Here is a 23,065-nt window from a genome sequence, read left to right as displayed (position 1 = left end):
GCCGCAACCCGCTCGGTCGATTTCTCCGAAACGGACTATTCTCGGCCGCAATCTCGTGTATTTTTGCGCCGGATTTCAGCGAGCGCCTATCCCGGTAATAAGCGCGCCCTCGACGCGCTTTCGGGCGCGCGGCGCTCAAGGGCGAATTCGAACGGACGATGGCAATGCGGGCATTTTGGGCTTCCCTGGACAGGCGCTGGCGCCGGAGCGGCGTCGGCATGCCGCCATTGCGTTGGAAGGCCTGCCTCTTCATCACGCTCAATGCCGTGATCCTCTCCATGCTGCTCTTCGATGCACCGATCGGCGCCAGCGAAGTTCCCGCACCGGTGAAGCACCTCGGCGAGATGATGACCGGTTTCGGCGATTCCGCCTGGCTGATCTTTACCAGCATCCTGCTGTTCTTTCAGGGCAGGGCGGGCTACAAGCTGGTGAAGACGGCGCGCTCCAAGGCGCAGGCGCTCTATGTCAGCTGGATCGGCGCCTATCTCTTTGCCACCGTCGTCTTCTCCGGGCTTCTCGCCAATCTGCTGAAACGGGCGATCGGCAGGGCCCGTCCCGACCATTTTTACGACTACGGCATGTTTTCCTTCACGCCCTTTTCAGGCCATGCCGCTTTCGAAAGTTTCCCCTCCGGCCATTCCACCACGGTCGGGGCCTTCTTCGCCGCCTTTGCCCTGTTGTTTCCGCGCTACCGCGTTGTCTTCATCGCCGGCGCCATCTGGCTCGGCATGACGCGCGTCATGGTCGGCGCCCACTATCCGAGCGACGTCATTGCCGGCCTTGCCTTCGGCGGCTGGTTTTCGCTGCTGACGGCGATCGTCTTTGCCCGCTGCGGCTTGCTCTTCAAACTGGGGCCGGATGGCTGGCCGATTGCGAAACACTTCTTCCCCGACATGAAAAAGCCCGGCGCCTTGTAAGCGCCGGGCCATTTACCTCAAGCGCTGAAGCGCCGCTCAGTCCATAGCGTGGATATCTCTGTTCTTCGTTTCCGGCAGGAAGATCAGGCCGATCACCAGGGTGATCGACGCAAAGACGATCGGGTACCAGAGACCGTAATAGATATCGCCCGCGGCAGCGCTCATCGCGAAGGCCGTCGCCGGCAGCAGGCCGCCGAACCAGCCGTTGCCGATGTGATAGGGCAGCGACATGCCTGTATAGCGAATGCGGGTCGGGAAAAGCTCGACCAGCAGAGCGGCGATCGGGCCATAGACCATCGTTACATAGAGGACGAGCACGAACAGGATCGCAATCGTGCCGATCCAGTTGACGCGGGCGGGATCGGCGGTCATGGCGAAAGCGCCGCCATTGGCGACGTTATAGACCGCCATGTCGGTGACGCCATTGGCCTCATCCGCCGTCAGCAGCTTGGTCTCGACCAGCTTGGCCGCCGGCATGGTTTCCTTCTCGCCGGCACGCACGGTATCGGCATTCAGCGACAGTTCCGGATTGGCTGCGATGAAAGCATCGAGCTTGGCATCCGGCACCTTGGCGGCGCCGCGCTTCAGCGGATAGCCGGCATCGTGGAGCGCGATATTGACGCCCTTTTCGAAAGCCGCGGTCATGCCCTTGGCCTTGTCGCCGGCGGCAACGACGTCGAAGCTCGGGATCGTCTCGTTGCCGACCTTTACCGTTGCCGGCTGACCGGCGGGACCGGACACGACATCATAAGGCACCGAGTTCTTTGTCAGGAACGCCGTCGCCACGTCGCAGGAGCTGGTGAACTTCGACGTGCCGGTCGGATTGAACTGGAATTTGCAATCCGCCGGATCGGCCGTAACCGTTGCCCGGATCGAGGCCTGTGCTTCGGCAAGCGCCGGGTTGGCCGTCCAGGTCATCGCCTTGAACAGCGGATTATACGTTACCGCCGCGATGAGAAGGCCTGCCATGATGATCGGCTTGCGACCGATCTTATCGGAGAGACCGCCGAAGATGACGAAGAACGGCGTGGCGAGGAAGAGCGCGATGGCGACCATGATGTTGGCCGACTGCAGGTCTACCTTCAGCACGTTCTGCAGGAAGAACAATGCATAGAACTGGCCGCCGTACCAGACGACCGCCTGGCCCATGGTGGCGCCGAGAAGCGCGATGATCGCAATCTTGGCGTTTCTCCATGTCCCGAAGGCTTCGGTCAGCGGCGCCTTGGAGCCCTTGCCTTCCGCCTTCATGCGCTGGAACGCGGGTGATTCGTTCATCTTCAGGCGGATCCAGACGGAAATGCCGAGCAGGACGACCGAGACCAGGAACGGAATGCGCCAGCCCCAGGCAGCAAATTGAGCCGCACCCATCAGATATTGAACCAGAACGATGACGATCAGCGACAGGAACAGGCCGAGCGTCGCCGTCGTCTGGATCCATGAGGTGAAGTAGCCGCGGCGCCCGTTCGGCGCGTGTTCGGCGACATAGGTTGCCGCACCGCCATATTCACCGCCCAGCGCCAGACCCTGGAGCAGGCGCAGTGCGATCAGGATGATCGGGGCTGCGATGCCGATGGTGGCGGCACCCGGCAGGATGCCGACGAGGAAGGTCGACAGACCCATGATCATGATCGTCACCAGGAAGGTGTACTTCCGGCCGACCAGATCGCCGAGACGGCCGAATACCAGCGCGCCGAACGGGCGCACCAGGAAGCCGGCGGCAAAGGCAAGCAGCGTGAAGATGTTGCGCGTCGCCTCGGGATATTGGGTGAAATAGGTCGCGCCGATATAGGTGGCGAGCGAACCGTAGAGATAGAAATCATACCATTCGAAAACGGTGCCGAGCGAAGAAGCGAAGATCACCTTCTTCTCTTCGCCGGTCATCGGACCGGCCTTCGCGCCGTCGATGCTTGCGACATTTGCCATTGTCTGTCCTCCACAGAGTGATGAGCACGCGCGCGACCTACTCTCCTCAAAGCAGACCCCTGGCCGCGACACGCCTGACGAGAGTGTGCCAGAAACGGCAGATCAAAAAGAGAGATGCTTTGGGATTATGACTTTAGTCTAATGGCAACGCGCTTGGCAGGCAGCCGAGTCGTCAGCCGGCCTGGTTACGCTCTCAGCGCCTGCGCCGGCGATTGCCGGTAGGCGAGCACCGCCGGCAGCGCGGCCAAAATTGTCGCGAAGAGGAGCAGCACCGCCGCAAGCCCGGCGTCTTCACGGGCGAAACCGACCGGCATGGCGATCCCGCTCGTCTGAGAGAACATGCCAGACAAGGTCAGCGCCGCAGCGTAACCGAACGTGAAACCGAGCCCGATGCCGACGACCACCAGGAAGAAGAATTCCAGCCAGACGATGCCGAAAATCGCGCCGCGCGGGGCGCCGAAAGCCCGCAGCGCGCCGATCTGGCGCCGGCGTTGGCCGATATGGATGACCGTGACCAGCACCAGCGAGGCGGCGACGAGCGCTTGCGCGCCGGCGGCGACCGCAACAAGGATCTGTTTGGCGTCGCCGAGCGTGCCGTAGAGATTGGTCAGCACCTCGCCGGGGAAAACGGCGACGGTATTGCCGCTGCGATACTCCTGCCGCAGCTTATAGGCGTCGGCTATCGTCTTCGGCTTGACGAGGATGGCGGGAAGGCCGGGAGCATCCGCAGCCCACTTCTCGTCGATCACGGCATCCGGGTCGATTTCGCCGTGATGCTCATGTACATCGTGACCGGCGCCTTCATGCTCATGATCGTGTCCAGCCTCGCCTTCATGCTCTTCCGCCCCCAGACCATGGATATGCCAGACGGCCTGGATCGGAACCAGAATGGCCCGGTCCCAGGCCGTGCCGGTCGGCCGCAAGCGGCCGGCGACGTGATAGACGAGTTCGGTGTGGGTCTCGCCGCCTTCTTCCGCCACGCCATGCATCGGCTTGATCTCGGCCCCGAGCGGTAACTTAACCGCAGAGCCGATCACCGCTTCTCCCTCGCGGGCGAAAATCCTGCCCTCGGCAAAGCCGCCAGACAGGTTCTCCGCCAACGTCACCGTCGTGCCGACGATCGGATAGCCGGAGAAGGAATCACCGAAGCCGATCGGCGCCGCCCAGTCGACGCGGGGATCGGCGGCAAGCCTGGCCAGCACATCGCCCGGCATCAGCGGCAAAGGCGAGGGCTGCAGGAAAACGGAGGACAGCACGAGCTGCGTCTCGCTGCCGCCGGCGCCGATGACGAGATCGAACTTGTCGGCAGCGCGTGCGCTGCCGAGACGAAGCGCCCGCTCCTGCAGCACGACGCAAACGCCGAGCGCGGTCGCAAGCGCCACCAGCAGCACGACCACCAGCGACCCCGCCCAGAGGCGGCGAAGATCGGAAAAGATGAAACGGATCATATAGCCTCTCCCGCCGTTGCCGCGGAATCGTTGCTAACCCGGCCGGAACCGAAGGTGATACGCCGGTCGAGGCGGCCGGCAAGGCGCTGATCGTGTGAAACGACGATCAGCGTGCTGCCTTCGGCAATGGCGAGATCGAGGATGAGATCGCCGACAGCCTCGCCGCTTTCGGCATCGAGGCTTGCCGTCGGTTCGTCGGCAATGATGACGCCGGGCTTGCGCAGCAGCGCCCGGCCGATCGCCACGCGCTGCATCTCGCCGCGCGACATGGTTTCGATCTTCTGGCCGGGGCGGGAAAGACCGACCGTGCTCAAAAGCGCATGCGCCCGCTGGATGACATCAGCCGTGGCGACACCCGCAAGCCGCGCCGGTAAAAGCACGTTCTCCAGCGCCGACAGGCCGGGAAAGAGATGAAATTCCTGCATGACCAGGCCGATATTGGCGGCACGGAACCGGTCGCGCCGGCTTTCGGAAAAACCAGCAATATCCTCGCCGTTCCAACGGATACGGCCCTGGCGCGTCCGTTCCAGCCCGGCAACGATATTGACAAAAGTGCTCTTGCCGGATCCGGACGCGCCTGTAATGGCAACCCTGCTGCCGGCATCGATCGACAGGCTAGTGATTGCCAGCGCCGACGAGGACAGGCCTGGGAAGGTGACATCTAGGTTTTCGATATTGAGAGCGAGCATATCGGTTCAGACGGCGGAATATTCGGCCCGGCGGATCCGCAGCAGGCTGACGAAGCCGGTGTCCGGGTCCGTCCAGGAGCCATATTCCAGCATGCCGCGCACTTCGATCGTCTGGCGCGGCTGCACGAAGGTCTGTTTCTCTCCGAGATAGACGACGACGATATTATCCGGCCAGTCCGCATCCGAGGAGCAGAAGGGGCAGAGCGACATCGGCATCTCGGTGAGCACAAAGAACTGAGCCTCGGCCTTCAGCGGCGGCGCCATGAAACCTTTCATGCTGATTTCCTGCCCGGCAAGGCGCTTCACCTTGTCGGAAATTTCAAGGCCGAGCACGCCGAACTTGTCATAAAGCTCATCGAAACCGATCACGGAATCTGCAGCAAAACTCGGGCGAGCAACTGCGGCGAAAGCCAGCGTGCCGATGGCGCCGATCAGGCCGCGCCGGCTGAGATGCAGCGAAGGGAGCTTTTCCATGGCAATCTCCAAGAATTAAATCCCGGCCGCTGAACGGCCGGGACCATGATCGACGAAACAGGCAAGGCCGGCAAACGACTGCCGGATCGGCCTCACATCAATTCGTCTGCTTGGCGCCGAGAGCGAAGGTGTCGGCGAGCACGCGATAGACGTCGCTCTGTTCCATGTAGCCATGGAACTCTTCAGAACCCGGACCAGCCGACTGCAGGACGACGTCGTCGACCGCATGGACGCCGCTGTCGCCGGTCTTCGGAATATTGCCCTGCACGAAGACCGCGCCGGGAACATCCTTGTACTGCTCGTTGGCGACATATTCCTTCTTTTCGTTCTGGACAGCCGGAACGAACGGACCATCGAGCTTCGGACGGAAGGTCTCGTAGTGGTCAGGGCCGTTGTTGGCGCTCAGGAACAGGCGGCGGCTGACATCGATCTTGTCAGGGTAACCGTCGCCGTTTTCGTCCTTGTAGTTCGGGAAGCCGGCTTCCGCATAGGTGCCGACCTTTTCGCGCATTTCGGTGCCGGGCTTGTCGTCATCGACGGTGCCGATGATCGATACACCGTGGGTGTGGTCGCCGGTGACGACGATCAACGTGTCCGGATGGGCCTTCTGGAATTCGCGGGCAACGCCGATGGCCTGGTCGAATTCGATGGTTTCGAAGACGGCGCGATCCCAATCGAGCGGATGCGACATCTTGTCGATCGAGGAACCCTCGACCATCAGGAAGAAACCGTCCGGATTCTTGGAGAGGCGGTCGAGCGCAACCTTGGTCATGGCGACGAGACCCGGCTGGTTCGGAAACTTGTCGACGGTGCCCTTCTTCAGGAACTCGCGATCGAGCGTGACGTCCATATTGCCGGTGTGGAAGAGACCGAGGAGATTGCCTTCGCCCGATGCATTGACGGCGAGCTCGTTCTTGTCGGTCGCAAGCTTGTAGCCGGCATCCTGGAACAGCTTAATGTAGTCCTGGTTGTCCTTGCGCTTGGAACCGGCGACCTCTTTGCCGAGGAAATAGGCCGAGCCGCCGCCGAGCAGGACTTCCGGCTTGACGTCGAGCAGCATGCCGACGACATCGGCCTTGTCGTTGCGGTTGCGGGTATGGGAAACGACGGCAGCCGGCGTCGCGTCTTCGACTTCGGCGGTTGCGACGATGCCGATCGACTTCTTCGTCGTGCGGCGAACAGCTTCCGCGAAGGTTTCGACGCGCGGGTCATCGAGCGAGGCCGGGGTGCGGTCCGCGTAGACGCCGAGCGCGTTGACGGCGGTCTTGTGGCCCGTCATGTAGGCCGACATGGTATTGGCCGAGTCCGTGGAGACGGCATTCGTCGAGGAGGTGCCGATGAAAGCCATGCGATCGAGATCGTCCATGTTCAGGCGGCCGTTCGCCTTGCCCTCGGTCATGCCCTTCGACATGATGCGGGCAGCGGTGCGATGCGCGACGGAAAGACCGTCGCCGAGCAGGAAGATGATGTTCTTGGCCTTCGGCTGGGCCGCGGTTTCGTAAACATTCCAGGTGACGGACGTCGTTTCGTCGCCGGCAGCAACCTCGACCTTGTAGGCGCCGGGAGCCGAGATCTTCAGGCCGCGCAGCAGCAGAGCGGAACCGAGAGCCTTATCCTCTTTGCCCTTTTCCAGTTCGACGAACTGCGCCTCGCCGCCGAGGACGGTCTTGTAGTCCTGGCCGTTGACCGTGATCTTCACGTCTTCGGGCTTGACCTGCTTGTTGAGTTCGACCTTGAAATCGAACGGCGAACCGGCAAGAATCGTGGCGCGATCGAGCGGATAGACCGTCGTCGCCTGAGCGGCGCCCGCAAGCATGGTGGTGGCCGCAAAGGCGGCAAGAAGCGTACGCATGGAAAACCCCCGTTTTCGTTGCAGTCATTAAATAACCGAGCCGGGATACCTCCCGGGGATGACAGCGGCATGACAAAACGCCGCAGCGTCGTGGCTGCCGCTTTCGCCTGCAGGCTCCGAGCGCAAAAACCTTGACTCCTGTGGAAAACCTTCTAAGAGCAACAGCGGAAAAGGAATCTCCATGGTTCGCGACGAACACGCCATTGCTGACCGCAATGACCGGGCACGGGTTGCCGGGGTGGATATTGCCGTTCCGGTTTCTGCCAAAACCAAGGCCAAAACGACGACGAAAACCGTCTGACGTCTCTGGCCTGCCGCTCTCTCCCCGGCTCGGCTGGGGACAGGAAGACGCGATCCGTCGCGCCTTTCCCCTCACCGGACAAGAGGAGAGAAGAGAAAGAGAGCTTGAGAAATGGGTTTCAAAGTAGCAATTGCGGGAGCAACCGGAAATGTCGGCCGGGAGATGCTCAACATTCTCTCCGAACGCGGCTTCCCCGCCGATGAGGTCGTGGCGCTCGCCTCCGCGCGTTCGCAGGGCACCGAGGTTTCCTATGGTGACCGGACGCTGAAGGTTTCCAATCTGGAGAATTACGATTTCTCCGACACCGATATCTGCCTGATGTCGGCCGGCGGCGAAATCTCCAAGAAGTTTTCGCCGAAGATCGGTCAGCAGGGCTGCATCGTCATCGACAATTCCTCGGCCTGGCGTTACGACGCCGACGTGCCGCTGATCGTGCCGGAAGTGAACCCGGACGCCATCAGCCAGTTCACCAAGCGCAACATCATCGCCAACCCGAATTGCTCGACCGCCCAGCTGGTGGTTGCGCTGAAGCCGCTGCATGACTTCGCCAAGATCAAGCGTGTCGTCATCTCGACCTACCAATCGGTCTCTGGCGCCGGCAAGGACGGCATGGACGAGCTCTTCAATCAGACGCGCGCCGTCTTCGTCGCCGATCCGATCGAGAACAAGAAGTTCACCAAGCGTATCGCCTTCAACGTCATCCCGCACATCGACGTCTTCATGGAAGACGGCTACACCAAGGAAGAGTGGAAGGTGCTGGCCGAGACTAAGAAGATGCTCGACCCGAAGATCAAGGTGACCTGCACGGCAGTGCGCGTGCCTGTCTTCATCGGCCATTCGGAATCCGTCAACATCGAGTTCGAAAACGAGATCACCGCCGACCAGGCCCGCGATATCCTGCGCGATGCACCAGGCTGCCTCGTCATCGACAAGCGTGAGGACGGCGGCTACATCACGCCTTATGAATCCGCCGGCGAGGACGCGACCTACATCTCGCGCATCCGCGAGGACGCGACGGTCGAAAACGGCCTCAACATCTGGGTGGTCTCCGACAACCTACGCAAGGGCGCCGCATTGAACGCCATTCAGATCGCCGAGCTGCTGGTCAATCGCGGCCTCGTCAAGCCGCGCAAGCAGGCCGCCTGATACGATTTGTAAACCATAAGATGTTAAAGCCCTGCTCGGTGAGCGGGGCTTTTCCGGGGCAAATCAACTGTATAAGCGCTCGCTAAAAGGTGATCGTGACAAAATCGTGAGTGGCTGGCATTCTCTTGCCCGCCTAAAAACTATGCAGATCGAGAGCGGGGTTTCTCAATGCGCATGAAAAAGTTGTTTCTGGCGGCCGCTACGGCAATGGGCGTCCTCCATGCGGTACCGGCGTTCGCGCAAGGACCGCAATGCGGCAATACCAGCGCCGGCTTCGAGGCCTGGGTTGCCGATTTCAAGCAGACGGCAGCAGCCAATGGCGTCAGCCAGGCGGTTCTGAGCCGCGCCTTTGCCAACGTCAATTACAACAAACCGACGATCGCCGCCGACCGCGGCCAGAAGAGCTTCAAACTCTCCTTCGACGCCTTCATGCAGAAGCGCGGCGGTGCCGCCGTCATCTCCCGCGGCCGCAGCATGAAAGCCGCCAACCAGGCGCTTTTTGCCTCGATCGAGCGCCGTTTCGGCGTTCCGGCCGGCCCGCTAATCGCCATCTGGGGCATGGAGACCGGTTTTGGCAGCTATATGGGCAACCAGCACACGCTGTCGGCCGTTTCGACGCTCGCCTATGACTGCCGCCGTTCGGACTATTTCACCGACCAGCTCTATGCCGCGCTCCAGCTCGTCTCCGAGGGTTATCTGAGCCCGCAGGCCAAGGGTGCTGCCCACGGTGAAATCGGCCAGACGCAGTTTCTGCCGCGCAATGTCGTGCGCTTCGGCGCCGACGGCGATGGCGATGGCCGAGTTGACATGGTCGGTTCGCGTGCCGATGCACTGGCCTCGACGGCGAATTTCCTCAAGGGCCATGGCTGGCGCGCCGGCGCCGGCTATCAGCCCGGAGAGCCGAATTTCGTCGCCATCCAGGGCTGGAACGCCGCCAGCGTCTATCAGCAGGCAATCGCTTATATCGGCCAGCAGATCGACGGCAAATAGGTCTTCTTCGACAACGATACCCGAAAACGCCGCTGGGACATGCGGCGTTTTTTATATGCGGGAATCAAAGCCGCCGCCGGAGGCCGTCTTGCGGCGCTCCTCCTGCGCCGGGACGATTGGCCCCGAAACGACACAATTGCGGCCGGAGGCCTTGGCGGCGTAGAGCGAGAGATCGGCGCGTTTGACCAGATCCTCGAAGTTCCGGTTGGCGGCTTCATTTGCCCGGCCGGCACATCCGAAACTTGCCGTCACCCTGAGAACCTCGCCACTCTCCAAGGGGATTTCCGCCGCCTCGATCGCCAGCCGCACGCGCTCGGCAACGATTGCCGCATCGTCGGGCGTCGAATCCGGCAGGAGCGCCAGGAACTCCTCGCCGCCATGACGGACCAGCAGATCGAAGGAACGGAAATTCGCGCGCGCGACGCCCGCGACATGCCGGAGCACGGCATCGCCAGCGTCATGGCCGTTGATATCGTTGATCTTCTTGAAATGATCGAGGTCGAAGAGCACGACGGAAATCCAGCGTGATCCGTGCTCGGCCTGCGTGAGAAGCGCCGATGCGGCAAACTCGAAGCCGCGCCTGTTGTAAAGGCCGGTCAGGAGATCGGTCTGGGCCGCGTTGCGCAACTCGCCGACCAGCGTCTCCCGGTCCCGCGTCAGCCGATCGATCAGGCGCAGACCCCTTGCCGCCAGCATCATCACCAAGGTCGCGAGGATGAGCAAGCCGGCGCACAGCGCCAGGATCCGCGTCAGGTGTATATGCGAACGCGTCGAAAAGTTTTCGCCGGTCTCGTGAATATCTCTCGCCGCCTCGATCATTTTCTGTTGCAGGAAAGTCATGCGTTCGCTCTGCGCAGCCGCCCAGACGTCGCGCACCTCAGGCGTCGGCCGCGATCCGGCGAGAATGGCGTCGGTGATCGCATTCGCCTTCACCTGGTCGCGGCGACCGAGATAGGCAACAATGTCGCGTACGATCGGCGCCGCCGAATGGAAGACCATGTGATCCATGCCCTCGCCGATCATGACCTTGCCCTGCACGAACAGCTCCACCGGAAATCTGGCGGACACGCCCTGGTCAAGGTAACGGCTGCCAATGCCGGTGATCAGCCTCTCCCCATAATAGGTCAGCATGATGCCCATCAGCTGGTTGGATTTCTCCAGCAGCACCGGGTCGCTGATCAAGGGTGAAAGCGCATCGACGACGGCAAGCTGCTTGAGAGCTGCGTACCAGTAGATCGACCCGGGATCGCTGCCGACATAACGGCCCTGGTCGACGGCGCCGCGCGCGGCGACGATGCGGCTGTAGGCAAGGCTGAGAATCGACAATTCTTCCGCAAGCCCTTCATCGAGCGTATCGCGGGAAGGCAGGCTGGCATAGAAGGCAAGGCGCTCGTCATCGAGCGTTGCCCGGCTTTTCTGCATATCAGCGGCAGTTTTGCTGCTCGGATGCGCGAGATAAATGCGAGTGGCACCGATTTCGCTCAGGATCTCCGTGGCGGCGATCGACCCGCCACGGGCAAGAACGTCGGCGAACTGCCGGTCTTTCTCGAGATCCCTGTATTGGTTGACTGAAGCCCGTATGACGACGACGCCTTCAATGAGCATGAAGACGAAGGGCAGCATGATGGCGGCCAGGATAACCCTTTTGATGGTCTCGAACTTCATCGCCAATCGCCACGGTACTCAAAACGTCGGTCGTGCGCGACCAATTGACGCCAATCTTAGCAGCAATTCTTAATAAACTGATAAAGCGGCAGATCCCTAGATTTGGGGACGAATGAAGTCACGTGTCTCGGCGTCCATCACCCAGAGTTCGCCGGTCGAAATATCGAACCACGCGCCATGGAGATGCATTTTTCCCGCTTCCTCGAGTGCCTTGATGTCGGGAAAGCTTCTGAGATTTTCGATCGAATTGCGGATCGAGACACGCTCCAGCGCCGTCTGCCGCTCTGCGGCCGTCATCACGTCATTACTCTGGATCTGCTCGGCAGCGGGCTTGACCAGCGACATCCAGCGGCCGATAAAATCGCCCGGCGACAGCGGCTCGGCATTGGGATCGAGCGCGGCGCGGATGCCGCCGCAGCGGCCGTGGCCCATCACGACGATATCCGAGACCTTCAGCGCCTGCACCGCAAATTCGAGCGCGGCCGACGTCGAATGGAAATGGCCGTCCGGCTCGTAGGGCGGCACCATGTTGGCGACGTTGCGGATAACGAAGAGCTCACCCGGGCCGGCATCGAAGATCAGCTCCGGTGCGGCACGTGAATCCGAACAGGCAATGACCAGCGTGCTCGGACTCTGACCGTTTTCGGCAAGCAGTCGATACCTGTCGCGGGCATCGGCATAACGCCCGTTCATGAAGTTGCGGTAACCGTCCAGAAGGGAATTTGGAAAACGCTGCATGCTTCTGGATTAGCGCGCGCGGAAGACAAGATCAACTGCTGCACTGCAAAATGAGTACATTGACGGATGCGTCATTTTTTCCGCCGCTGCGCCGGGTGCACGAGCCGGCGCATCTGCACCATGGCCATCGGCGTCGAGAGGCTGGACGCATCGCTCGCCAGCATCAACTCGTTGCTGCCGCGCTTGACGGCGCGTGCCAGCACCTCGAAGACGCTTGCTGTGGCAAGCTGAAGCGCCTTTTCGTCCTCGAGACCGGAAAGCAGGCGCGACAGGAAGACGGCAGCCAGCAGGTCGCCGAGACCGTTCGGCGGGTTTTCGACGACGCGGTGCTCGGCAAGAAGCGCGTGACGGCCGGAAAGATAGAGATTGCCGGTACCCCCTGCCATCATCGGCACGGCCGAGGTGACGAGCATGCGCGACGGCCCGAGCGCCAGCGCCGCCTCCATGATCGCGCTGTTGTCGTCAAGTGCTGCCCCGGACAGCCATGCAAGTTCGTAGCGGTTCGGCGTCGCCAGCGACGCGAGTGGGATCAGATGGTCGCGAATGGCCTCGGCGGTCGCCTCCGGCACGTAGAGACCGCCGAGATCACCCATGACGGGGTCGCAGACATAGAGAAGCTCGGGATTATCTTGCCTGAGCGCGGCGATCAGCCGAGCCACGGAGCGCGCCTGGGCGGCATTGCCGAAATAGCCCGAAAGCACCGCCTTGACTTCGCCGATCCAGGGCGCCCGGATCAGATCGTCGATCGCCGCGTCGAAATCCGCTTCCGCAAATGTAAGCCGCGTCGAGCGGCCGTGGCCGGGATGCCAGGGCAACACGATGGTCGGCATCGCCCAGACCGGATGACCAAGCGTCTCCAGGGCAAAGACGGCCGCCCGGTTTCCGACCGAGCCGCGCACCACATGGCTGGAGATGACGATGACTGCGCCCGCTGCATTTTCCGACATGAGACAAGATCCGAATGATGACCGCGTTTGATGATCTTTTTGACGCCACGCTGTCAACCGTTCTTCACGTGAACATGGAAATGTGCCGCGGAACGAAAAACAAAAAGAGGATCCTTCCGTTCGTTTTGGCCATGAAATCGGAAAAATCTCTGACAATTTCCCATTTCCAGCGTCAAAAAAGCATCAATACGATCCCTCAAGGCCGCATTTTAGAGATTTTTTCGCGAAATCTTCTGCTAGCTTGCAGAAAACCAGTCCATTGCGGGAGGCGATTCATGGCTGCCAGAAACAATCCGAAACGGGAAAAGCAGATCGAAAGCGCGCGCAAGATCGCCAAGGCGACGGGCGAAGCGCATCTCGATCCGGAAATTCTCTTCGGACGGGCCAGCAATGACGATCTCGAACTCTATACGCCTGAGATGCTGGCGCTCTCCGCCGTGCATTCGGCAAAGGAACTCGCCGCCTGGAACGGCAAGGCGCCCCGCGTCGGCATCGACACCATCGCCGATGTGACGCCCGGTGGCATTGCCGTTTCGGTGCTTTCGGTCACTGATCGGAACATGCCTTTCCTGTTTGAATCGGTCATGGGTGAAGTGACGAGCACCTATCGCGATCTGTTCATGGCCGTGCACCCCATCCTGGTCATGGAGAAAGGTAAGGCGCCTGCGCTCTATTCCGCCGATCACCCGAGCGACCCGGCCAACCGCGTCAGCCATATCCAGCTCCATATTGCGCCGCTCAACTCCGACCAAGCCTCTGATCTCGTCAAACGCATCGAAACCGTGCTCGAGCAGGTCCGCCTGTCGGTGTCCGACTGGAAGCCGATGCTCTCCAAGATCGATGGGGTGATCGCCGAGCTTTCAGCCAATGGCGCCAGCCGGAAGAAGGCTGATCGCGATGAAGCCGTCGCCTTCCTGACATGGCTTCGCGACGAGAATTTCACGTTCCTCGGGATGCGCGAATATGTCTATTCCGGCAAGGGTTCCGACGCCAGGGTCGAACGCGACAAGGGTACCGGCCTCGGCATTCTCTCCAATCCCGATGTGCTCGTGCTGCGCACCGGCAAGGATGCCGTGACGACGACGCCTGAGATCCTTGCTTTCCTCGACGGTCCCGACTTCCTGATCGTCACGAAGGCGAATGTGAAATCCATCGTCCATCGCCGGGCCTATATGGATTATGTCGGCGTCAAACGCTTCGACGCCGACGGCAACGTCACCGGCGAGCTGCGCATCGTCGGGCTTTTCACCTCGACGGCCTATACGTCGCTCGCCTCGGAAATCCCGCTGCTGCGTTCCAAGATCGAGAAGGTGAAGGAACATTTCGGCTTCGACCCGATGAGCCATTCCGGCCGCATGCTCGACAACACGCTGGAATCCTATCCGCGCGACGACCTTTTCCAGATCGACACCACGCTGCTTGCCAGTTTTGCCGAACAGATCAACGACCTCGCCGACCGGCCGCGCGTGCGCGTCCTGCCGCGCATCGACCATTTCGACCGCTTCGTCTCGGTGATCGTCTACGTGCCGCGCGAGGAATATGACTCGATCGTCCGCGAAAGGATCGGCACCTATCTGAAGACCGTCTATGACGGTCGTGTCTCCGCCTATTACCCGGCTTTCCCGGAAGGCGGCGTGGCGCGCGTGCATTTCATCATCGGCCGCTCCGGCGGCAAAACACCGCGCATTCCGCAGTCAAAGCTCGAGCAGGTGATCCGCGAGATCACCGCCCGCTGGGATGACCGTTTCGAGGCGCTGGCCGGACCCAAGGCACCGAAGATATCAGTCGACCAGGCCTTTCAGGATTCCTTCACGCCTGAAGAAACCGTGGCCGATCTCGCCGATATCGTTGCCTGCGCCGCCGGCGAGCCACTTCGCATCGAATTCTACCATCGTCAGGAAGAGCAGAGCCGCACCCTCTCGCTGAAGATTTTCCACGCCGGCGGCCAGCTGGCGCTGTCGCGCCGCGTGCCGCTGCTTGAGAATCTCGGCTTCAATGTCGTCAGCGAACGCACCTTCGACATCGATGTACCGGCGACAGACGGAGAAACGAAACTCGTCGTGCTGCACGATATGGAACTCGAGGCCCGCAACGGCGGCGACATCGATCTGCAGCGTTACGGCTCCGCCCTCGAGGAAGCTTTTGTCGCCGCCTTCGCCGGCACGATCGACAATGACAGCTTCAACCGGCTGATCCTCTCGGCCGGGCTCTCGGCGCGCGAGACGAACGTGCTGCGCGCCTATGCGCGTTATCTCCGCCAGGCGGGCATCGCCTATTCGCAGGATTATATCGCCACCACGCTCGACAAATATCCCGGTGTCGCCGCCGCCATCTTCCGGCTCTTCCACGACACGCTCGATACCCGGCTTTCCGAAAAGGCCCGTGTCAAGAAGCTTGCCGACCTGCATCAGGCGATCGAAGTCGAGCTTGCCGACGTGCCGAGCCTTGACGACGACCGTATCCTGCGCCGCTACGTCAATATCGTCGATGCGACGCTTCGCACCAATTATTTCCAAAAGAATGCCGATGGATCGCCGAAGCCGATGCTGGCCTTCAAGCTTGATCCGCACTTGGTCGACGGGCTGCCGCAGCCCAAACCCTTCCGCGAGATGTTCGTCTACGGCGTCGAAGTCGAAGGCGTGCACCTGCGCTTCGGCAAGGTGGCACGCGGTGGCCTGCGCTGGTCGGACCGCGCCGAGGATTACCGCACCGAAGTGCTCGGTCTCGTCAAGGCCCAGCAGGTGAAGAACGCGGTCATTGTGCCGGTCGGCGCCAAGGGCGGTTTCTATCCGAAGAAGCTCCCCGTCGGCGGCAGCCGCGACGAGATCTTCAACGCCGGCCGCGAGGCTTACAAGACCTATATCCGCACGCTGCTGTCGATCACCGACAATATATCGGGCGCCGAGATCGTGCCGCCGAAGGATACGGTCAGGCTCGACGGCGACGACCCCTATTTCGTGGTCGCCGCCGACAAGGGCACCGCGACCTTCTCAGACACCGCCAATGCGCTGGCGCAGGAAGCCGGCTTCTGGCTGGACGATGCCTTCGCCTCCGGCGGCTCGGCCGGTTACGACCACAAGAAGATGGGCATCACCGCCCGCGGCGCCTGGGAAACCGTCAAACGCCATTTCCGTGAAATGGACATCGACATCCAGACGACGCCCTTCACGGTCGCCGGCGTCGGCGACATGTCGGGCGACGTTTTCGGCAACGGCATGCTGCTCTCTCCGAAGATCCGGCTGATAGCCGCCTTCGACCACCGCGATATCGTCATCGATCCTGATCCCGATATGGAAAAGACACTCGCCGAACGCCAGCGGCTCTTCGACCTGCCGCGGTCAAGCTGGCAGGATTTCAACAAAAGCGTGCTCTCCAAGGGTGCGATGATCATCTCCCGCGCGACGAAATCGGTCACGCTGACACCGGAAGCGGTGGCCGCCATCGGCATCGACAAGGCCGTGGCCACGCCCTTCGAAATCATCACGGCGATCCTGAAGAGCCCGGTAGACCTGCTCTGGTTCGGCGGCATCGGCACCTATGTGAAAGCCCCGTCCGAAACCGATGCCGAAGTCGGCGACCGCGCCAACGACCCGATCCGCGTCACCGCGGTTGAGGTGCGCGCCAAGGTGATCGGCGAGGGCGCAAACCTCGGTGTCACCCAGAAGGGCCGCATCGCCTACGGTCTCAAGGGCGGACGCTGCAACTCCGACGCCATCGACAATTCGGCCGGCGTCAACACCTCGGACGTTGAGGTCAACATTAAGATCGCACTGGCGGCCGCCATGCATGACGGGCGCCTGACTCGGGCAAAACGCGACCAGCTTCTGTCTTCGATGACCAGCGAAGTGGCGAGCCTGGTGCTGCGCAACAACTACCTTCAGTCGCTGGCAATTTCATTGACGGAACGCAAGGGCACGGCAAACGGCCTGGAGCTTGGCCGTTTCATGAGCGTGCTCGAGGCGGCCGGCCAGTTGAACCGGAAGGTCGAGACGCTGCCGGACGAACAGACGCTGGCCGAACGCTATACCGCCGGCAAGCCGCTGACGCGACCGGAAATCGGCGTGCTGGTATCCTATGCCAAGATCGTGCTCTTCGATGCGCTGGCCGCCAGCGATCTGCCGGATGACCCCTATTTTACCGCGACGCTTTTGAATTATTTCCCCGTCAAGATGCAGAAGTCGAACGCCGGCGATATCGCCGGTCATCGCCTGAAGCGCGAAATTGTCGCGACGGTGCTTGCCAACGAAGCGATCAACCGCGGCGGGCCGAGCTTCACCGTTGCCATGATGGATGCGACGGCGGCTTCGGCACCGGAAGTGGTGCGCGCGGCAATCGTTGCGCGCGATGGTTTCGACCTGACCCGGCTCTGGGCCGAAACGGATGCGCTCGACGGCCGGATATCCGGCGAAATGCAGAACCGTATCTACGAGGAAATCAGCCATAGCTTTACCGTATTGACGCGCCTGCTGTTGAAGACCGCGATGACCAAGTCGGATATGGCCGAAGTGATTAGCCGGCTGCAGGCCGCTCTGAAGAAACTGAAGCCCGCCTTTGCCGAACAATCGGCCGGCGATGCCGCGGCGCGCCAAGCCGAATATACCCAGGCGGGCGTGCCCGAAAAGCTCGCAGCCGAGATCGCCAACCTCCAGACCTTCGCGCTCGTGCCTGAGATCATGCAGATCGCCGAGCGCACCGGCGAGCCCCTGGTGCGCGCCGCTGAAAACTACTTCGCAGTATCCCAGACCTTCCGGATTGCCCGGCTGCTGGCGGCGGGTGGGCGGATCCTCACCTCCGACCATTACGAGAACCTGGCGCTTGCCCGCAGCATCGACCAGATCGCCAGCGCAAGACGCGACATCGTCATCTCGGCGCTGTCCGATCACGGCAAGGAAAAGCTCCCGGTTCAGGCCTGGCATGCCCAGGATCGCATCCGCATCAACCGGATCGTCGAAGAGCTATCGAGCCTCAGCGACGGCGGCGATCCCAATCTTGCGCGTATTACCGTTGCTGCAGGTATCCTGACCGATCTTGCGCGCGACCGGGCGAGGTGAGACAGTCCGCGGAAAAGGAGCGGATGTTGAATCGCATCGACTGGACAGGAACGCAGCCGCCGAAAGCCACGGAGAAGGGCATCTGGGGGTGGATGTTCTTCGATTGGGCAGCCCAGCCCTTCTTTACCGTGGTCACCACCTTCATCTTCGGTCCCTATTTCGTCTCCCGTCTGACCGATGACCCGGTTTCCGCGCAGACGACGTGGAGCAACATGGCGACGATCTCCTCGGTGATCATCGCCCTGCTCTCGCCCATCCTCGGCTCGATCGCCGACCAGTCCGGCGCACGCAAGCCCTGGATCGGCTTTTTCGCGGTCATCAAGATCGCGAGCCTTTTCTGCCTGTGGTTCGCAGCCCCCGGCTCGCCTGTTCTTTATCCGGTCATTTTCATGATCCTCGCCTCGATTTCGGCTGAGTTTTCGATCGTCTTTAACGATTCGATGATGCCGCGCCTGGTCGCCAAACACGAGGTCGGCAAGCTGTCCAACACAGCCTGGGGGCTCGGTTATCTTGGCGGCATCATCGTGCTCATTGCCGTCGTGACGCTTCTGGCGGCGAGCCCGGAGAGCGGCAAGACCATCCTCGGCCTCGAGCCGCTCTTCGGTCTCGATCCTCGGACCGGAGAGGATGCACGCATCACCGGGCCGATTTCGGCCGTCTGGTATCTGATCTTCATCCTGCCGATGTTCTTCTTCACGCCGGATGTCGGCAGAGGTCTTCCGTTCGGCCCCGCCGTCCGCGCCGGCCTGCGGGAAGTGAAAAACACGCTTGGCGAACTCAAGGAACGCCGCGGCATACTGAGATTTCTCATCGCCCGGATGATCTATCAGGACGGGGTCAACGGCCTGCTGATCCTCGGCGGTATCTTCGCCGCCGGCATGTTCGGCTGGGCAACGATCGAGATCGGCATCTACGGCATCATCCTCAATGTCGTCGCGATCTTCGGTTGCCTGATCGCCGGCCGCATCGACAAGGGTGTCGGTTCGAAGGTGACGGTCGTCATCAGCCTGACCATGCTGCTTCTCGCCACGATCGGCATCATTTCGACAGGACCGGGTTACACCCTGTTTGGCCTGCTGCCGCTGCCGACGGCGGATTCCGGCGGCCTCTTCGGCACTGCGGCGGAAAAAGCCTATATCCTCTACGGCCTGCTGATCGGGTTCGCCTTCGGGCCGGTGCAGGCCTCGTCGCGCTCCTATCTCGCCCGCAGCGTCAGCCCTGAAGAGGCCGGCCGCTACTTTGGCATCTACGCGCTTTCGGGGCGCGCCACGAGTTTCATGGCGACGCTGCTCTTCTCGCTGGTGACCTATATGAGCGGATCACCGCGGCTTGGAATGGCCACGCTGATCCTGTTTCTCGCCGGCGGACTAGTGCTCCTGATCCGCACGCCCTATCCGGCCGACCGCGCATAGACGCCCAATTAGTGCCGGAAGTGGCGCATACCGGTGAAGACCATGGCGATGCCATGTTCATTGGCGGCATCGATGACCTCCTGGTCGCGCATCGAACCGCCCGGCTGGATCACCGCGGTCGCGCCTGCGGCGATCATCGACAGGAGACCGTCGGCAAACGGCAGGAAGGCTTCGGAGGCGACTGCCGAGCCATGCGTCATCGGCACTGCCAGGCCAAGCGCCTTCGCGGCTTCTTCCGCCTTCAGCGCGGCGATGCGGGCGGAATCGACGCGGCTCATCTGGCCGGCGCCGATGCCGGCCGTCTGGCCGTCCTTGGCATAGACCACGGCGTTCGATTTCACGTGCTTGCCGATCTTGAAGGCGAACTTCATATCGTCAAGCTCCTGCGCGGTGGGCGCGCGCTTGGTGACGACCTTGAGCTCCAGATCCTCGACCATGCCGTTATCGCGGCTCTGGACCAGCAGGCCGCCGGAAACGGTCTTCGCTGTCAGGCCCGCAGCACGCGGGTCTGGCAGGCCGCCGGCCGACAGCAGCCGCAGGTTCGGCTTGCGAGCGATGATCGCCTTCGCTTCCTCGGTCACATCAGGCGCGATAATCACTTCGGTGAAGAGCTTGACGATCTCTTCGGCCGTTTCGGCATCCAGCGTCCGATTGAGCGCGATGATGCCGCCGAAGGCGGAAACGCTGTCGCAGGCAAGCGCCCGCCGATAGGCCTCGACCAGGCTCGACCCGGTGGCGACGCCGCAGGGATTGGCATGCTTGATGATGGCGCAGGCCGGCGCCTTCTCGGGCAGGAACTCGGCGACCAGCTCGTAGGCGGCATCCGTATCGTTGATATTGTTGTAGGAGAGCTGCTTGCCCTGGAGGAGGGCAGCCGTGGAAACACCCGGGCGCTTCTCGCCGGTCACATAGAAGGCAGCCTTCTGGTGTGGGTTTTCGCCGTAACGCATCTCTTCCTTCAGTGCACCGCCGATAACGCGGTGGCGCGGCGTGTCGATCGACAGCGCTTCTGCGAACCAGTTGGAAATCACGGCGTCATAGGCCGCGGTGCGGGCATAGGCCTTGGCGGCCATACGCTGGCGGAAGGCATAGGCCGTCTTGCCGGCATCGGCGGAAAGCTGCTCCTTGAACTCGGCATAATCGTTGGGGTCGGTCAGAATGGTCACATAGGCATGGTTCTTGGCCGATGCGCGGATCATCGCCGGGCCGCCGATATCGATATTCTCGACGGTGGTGGGATAATCGCCGCCGGCCGCGCGCACTTCCTCGAAGGGATAGAGGTTGATGACGGCGAGGTCGATGGCCTCGATGCCGTGGGTCTTCATCGCCTCCTGATGTTCGCTATCGTCCCGGATCGCCAGCAGGCCACCATGCACCGTCGGATGCAGCGTCTTGACCCTCCCGTCCATGATCTCGGGAAAGCCGGTGATCTCGGAGACATCGGTAACGGCAAGGCCGGCGGCGGCGATCGCCTTGTAGGTGCCGCCGGTCGACAGCAGCCGTACGCCTCGTTCCGACAGTGCCTGGGCGAGTTCGACGATCCCGGTCTTGTCGAAGACGGAGAGGAGGGCGGTCTTGATTTCGACCTTGTCGGGGGCGGGGATCTTCTTGGAAATGACGGCCATGAAACCTTCTCCGTTCGGGCTTCGGGAGACATCCGCTTGGTTTAGAGCAGGATTCGGATTTCAGGCCGGCTCGGGCCTAAGATCATCCTGCTCCAGGACGCTCGCATTCTGAGGCCGCGTTAGCACAGCTTCGCCGCCGCGCAAACAGGTGCTATCCCTTGCGGGACAAAAACCAGCGGATTTCCGTCTTCTCGGCAAGATCGAAGTCGATTTCGATCTGGTCCGAGCCGCAAATGCCGGAGCTGTCGGCAAAGAATATGTCCTCGGTGATCAGCACTTCATTGCCGGGCGCCGAAAACAGCCAGCTTTCGCCGTCCGGCGCCGTCAGCAGCACGGACTCCCCGTCGCTCTGCTGCAGGACGATGGAGGGATGGATATGAAAACGGGCGACGGCCTTCAGGGGCTCGTCATGCTCAGATCCTTCCCGGACGACGAGCCGGTCGCGCCCGGTCACGATCGAGCCTGCGCCATTGAGTGTCAGCTCACGCTCGTGCAACACCCCAAACACCCTGAGATAACCGTCATGGCTGAGTTTGATGCCGTCGCGTCCGTCCTCCGTTTCGGCGCGCTCGACGGTGACTGTTCTCACCGGTTCGGTAATCGCGTGATTGAGGAAGGGCGAGGGCGAAAAGCGGCTGGACGAAGTGTCGTTCAAAATAACAGTCGAATGCGCCGCCGTCGTGCGCGCCATCTGGACATAGCGGTGCCCGGCAAATTTCGGCGAGCCCGAATTGATGATGAAGCGGTGGCGGCCGGACGACATTTCGAAGGAGAGGCTTCCGGCATGCACGGTCCGCAACGCGCCTCCTGAAGGCGGCGTGCCGGCATCGGCAATGATGACTGTTTTTCCGCCGGAAAGCCGCTGATAGCGCGACTGCGGCAAAGCCTTGAACGGCTGGCCGGCGGTCTCGTCATATCTGAGCACCGAGATCAGCTCGTTTGCCAACGTTGATGTCGCCCCGTTGAACAGCGCCAGATCCCCGTCCTGATGGCGAAAGAACCGCAGCGCCGGATAGATGCGGTCTATGCCGGAGATCAGCTTCTGCGGCAGGTCATGGCCGAGATTGACATAGGTTTGTCTCAACGGCAGCAGATCGAGCAGCAATTCCAGGCCGACGCGCGGATTGCGCGAGATATGGCCGCCATCCGGCAAAATCTGGCTATCGAATTCGCGGTCGAGCGCCTGTGCTGCCTTTCTGAGCGTCGATGCGCGGGCAGGCATGGCGACGGAGGCCATGGCGAGCGCGATACGCAGCCGAAACAGCTCCAGGCCGCCAAGCGTATAGGGCGCCATGCGGTGCAGGAACCTCACCTGGAAGGCCAGCGACTTCATGAAGCGGCGATAAAAGCCACGGTCGGCATTCTGCAGCACCACCGGCGAATGCGAGAGCCAGGCTATGACGCGCTGCGCGGTGACGTCGATCTCCCATGCAATCCCCTCCATGCGGCCGGCATGGATGGAAAGCCAGCTGTCGACGATCGCGCGGGCAGCGGCCGAACTGCGCTCCGTCTTGTTCGCTCGGATATGCCGCAGCCAACCGAAGCTGTGAAGGCGGATCGCGAAGGGGCGCGAAGGCAGGGTAAAGGTGAAGGGTGACTTTCCACTCGTTTCCAGCATCCGCCCGGCCAGCAGAAATCGTCCGTTGAGGATCTCGTCGGCCACATGCGAATCGATGCTGCGGAGATCGGTCGGCGCGACGATCAGACGCTCGGGCACGTTGATCGAATGGCGGAAGAGCTTTAGGCGCAGCAATGCGACGCGGCGCAAGGCGCGCCGCCAAGCCTCCCGAACATACATGCTCGCAAAACGCCGACCGGACTGCATATTCTATTGTCTATTGACCCTCGTGGTTAAGAATAGGTGAAAAGCGGCCGATTTCATCGCCC

16 protein-coding genes are annotated in these 23,065 nt (G+C 61.7%); 6 read left to right on the top strand and 10 right to left on the bottom strand.

Annotated features, from left to right (window positions below; all coding sequences use genetic code 11):
- Positions 1–164: 164 nt before the first annotated feature.
- Positions 165–917, top strand: a complete 753-nt coding sequence (gene lpxE / locus OS035_RS13490; protein ID WP_183778501.1) for a lipid A 1-phosphatase LpxE — start codon at positions 165–167, stop codon at positions 915–917.
- Positions 918–953: 36 nt separating this feature from the next.
- On the opposite strand, the gene OS035_RS13485 is transcribed toward lpxE, so the two are convergent.
- The 5 genes from OS035_RS13485 to OS035_RS13465 all read right to left on the bottom strand — a co-directional run bounded on the left by OS035_RS13485 (position 954) and on the right by OS035_RS13465 (position 7,303).
- Positions 954–2,840, bottom strand: a complete 1,887-nt coding sequence (locus OS035_RS13485) for an MFS transporter (RefSeq protein ID WP_097625063.1) — start codon at positions 2,838–2,840, stop codon at positions 954–956.
- Between the two features lie 185 nt (positions 2,841–3,025).
- On the bottom strand, positions 3,026–4,288 hold the full coding sequence (locus tag OS035_RS13480; RefSeq protein WP_331813801.1) for an ABC transporter permease: 1,263 nt from the start codon (positions 4,286–4,288) through the stop codon (positions 3,026–3,028).
- Positions 4,285–4,977 carry an ABC transporter ATP-binding protein gene (locus OS035_RS13475; protein ID WP_183778503.1) on the bottom strand — a complete coding sequence of 231 codons (693 nt, stop codon included), beginning with the start codon at positions 4,975–4,977 and terminating at the stop codon, positions 4,285–4,287. Before OS035_RS13475 ends, OS035_RS13480 begins: the two co-directional genes overlap by 4 nt.
- 6 nt (positions 4,978–4,983) lie before the next feature.
- On the bottom strand, positions 4,984–5,451 hold the full coding sequence (locus OS035_RS13470; protein ID WP_183778505.1) for a hypothetical protein: 468 nt from the start codon (positions 5,449–5,451) through the stop codon (positions 4,984–4,986).
- Between the two features lie 97 nt (positions 5,452–5,548).
- On the bottom strand, positions 5,549–7,303 hold the full coding sequence (locus OS035_RS13465) for an alkaline phosphatase (protein WP_331813799.1): 1,755 nt from the start codon (positions 7,301–7,303) through the stop codon (positions 5,549–5,551).
- 94 nt (positions 7,304–7,397) lie between these two features.
- Between OS035_RS13465 and OS035_RS13460 the strand changes: the two genes are divergently transcribed.
- The 3 genes from OS035_RS13460 (at position 7,398) to OS035_RS13450 (ending at position 9,740) form a co-directional block, all read left to right on the top strand.
- Complete coding sequence (locus OS035_RS13460) at positions 7,398–7,604, top strand: hypothetical protein (RefSeq protein WP_097625068.1); 207 nt, start codon at positions 7,398–7,400, stop codon at positions 7,602–7,604.
- A gap of 111 nt (positions 7,605–7,715) precedes the next feature.
- Entirely contained in the window at positions 7,716–8,750 is a 1,035-nt protein-coding gene (locus OS035_RS13455) for an aspartate-semialdehyde dehydrogenase (RefSeq protein WP_003589565.1), read from the top strand.
- A gap of 168 nt (positions 8,751–8,918) precedes the next feature.
- The gene (locus OS035_RS13450; protein ID WP_183778509.1) at positions 8,919–9,740 is read left to right on the top strand and encodes a lytic murein transglycosylase; all 822 of its coding nucleotides are present in this window, start codon (positions 8,919–8,921) and stop codon (positions 9,738–9,740) included.
- A 51-nt stretch (positions 9,741–9,791) separates the two neighbouring features.
- Here OS035_RS13450 and OS035_RS13445 read toward each other — a convergent pair whose 3' ends face one another.
- The 3 genes from OS035_RS13445 to pdxY all read right to left on the bottom strand — a co-directional run bounded on the left by OS035_RS13445 (position 9,792) and on the right by pdxY (position 13,090).
- Positions 9,792–11,405 (bottom strand): GGDEF domain-containing protein, encoded by a 1,614-nt coding sequence (locus tag OS035_RS13445; protein ID WP_097625070.1) that lies wholly within the window; start codon positions 11,403–11,405, stop codon positions 9,792–9,794.
- A gap of 96 nt (positions 11,406–11,501) precedes the next feature.
- On the bottom strand, positions 11,502–12,143 hold the full coding sequence (locus OS035_RS13440; protein WP_097625071.1) for a carbonic anhydrase: 642 nt from the start codon (positions 12,141–12,143) through the stop codon (positions 11,502–11,504).
- 71 nt (positions 12,144–12,214) lie between these two features.
- A complete protein-coding gene (gene pdxY / locus OS035_RS13435; protein ID WP_131710932.1) occupies positions 12,215–13,090 on the bottom strand; it encodes a pyridoxal kinase PdxY in 876 nt (291 codons plus the stop codon).
- 275 nt (positions 13,091–13,365) lie between these two features.
- On the opposite strand from pdxY, the gene OS035_RS13430 reads away from it, so the two are divergent.
- Together OS035_RS13430 and OS035_RS13425 are read left to right on the top strand one after the other, a co-directional pair.
- The gene (locus OS035_RS13430; protein WP_131710933.1) at positions 13,366–18,141 is read left to right on the top strand and encodes an NAD-glutamate dehydrogenase; all 4,776 of its coding nucleotides are present in this window, start codon (positions 13,366–13,368) and stop codon (positions 18,139–18,141) included.
- A gap of 23 nt (positions 18,142–18,164) precedes the next feature.
- Positions 18,165–19,553: an MFS transporter gene (locus OS035_RS13425; protein WP_097625074.1), complete on the top strand. Its 1,389-nt coding sequence runs from the start codon at positions 18,165–18,167 to the stop codon at positions 19,551–19,553.
- Between the two features lie 8 nt (positions 19,554–19,561).
- Here OS035_RS13425 and purH read toward each other — a convergent pair whose 3' ends face one another.
- Together purH and OS035_RS13415 are read right to left on the bottom strand one after the other, a co-directional pair.
- Positions 19,562–21,178, bottom strand: a complete 1,617-nt coding sequence (gene purH / locus OS035_RS13420; protein ID WP_097625075.1) for a bifunctional phosphoribosylaminoimidazolecarboxamide formyltransferase/IMP cyclohydrolase — start codon at positions 21,176–21,178, stop codon at positions 19,562–19,564.
- A gap of 151 nt (positions 21,179–21,329) precedes the next feature.
- Positions 21,330–23,003, bottom strand: coding sequence for a heparinase II/III family protein (locus OS035_RS13415; RefSeq protein WP_097625076.1), 1,674 nt, complete (start codon positions 23,001–23,003; stop codon positions 21,330–21,332).
- Between the last annotated feature and the right edge of the window lie 62 nt (positions 23,004–23,065).

It is taken from the genome of Rhizobium sp. 268 (assembly GCF_036571585.1).
In the GTDB taxonomy this organism is placed as follows: Bacteria; Pseudomonadota; Alphaproteobacteria; order Rhizobiales; family Rhizobiaceae; genus Rhizobium; species Rhizobium redzepovicii.
This window is presented reverse-complemented; position numbering and strand designations above follow the sequence as displayed.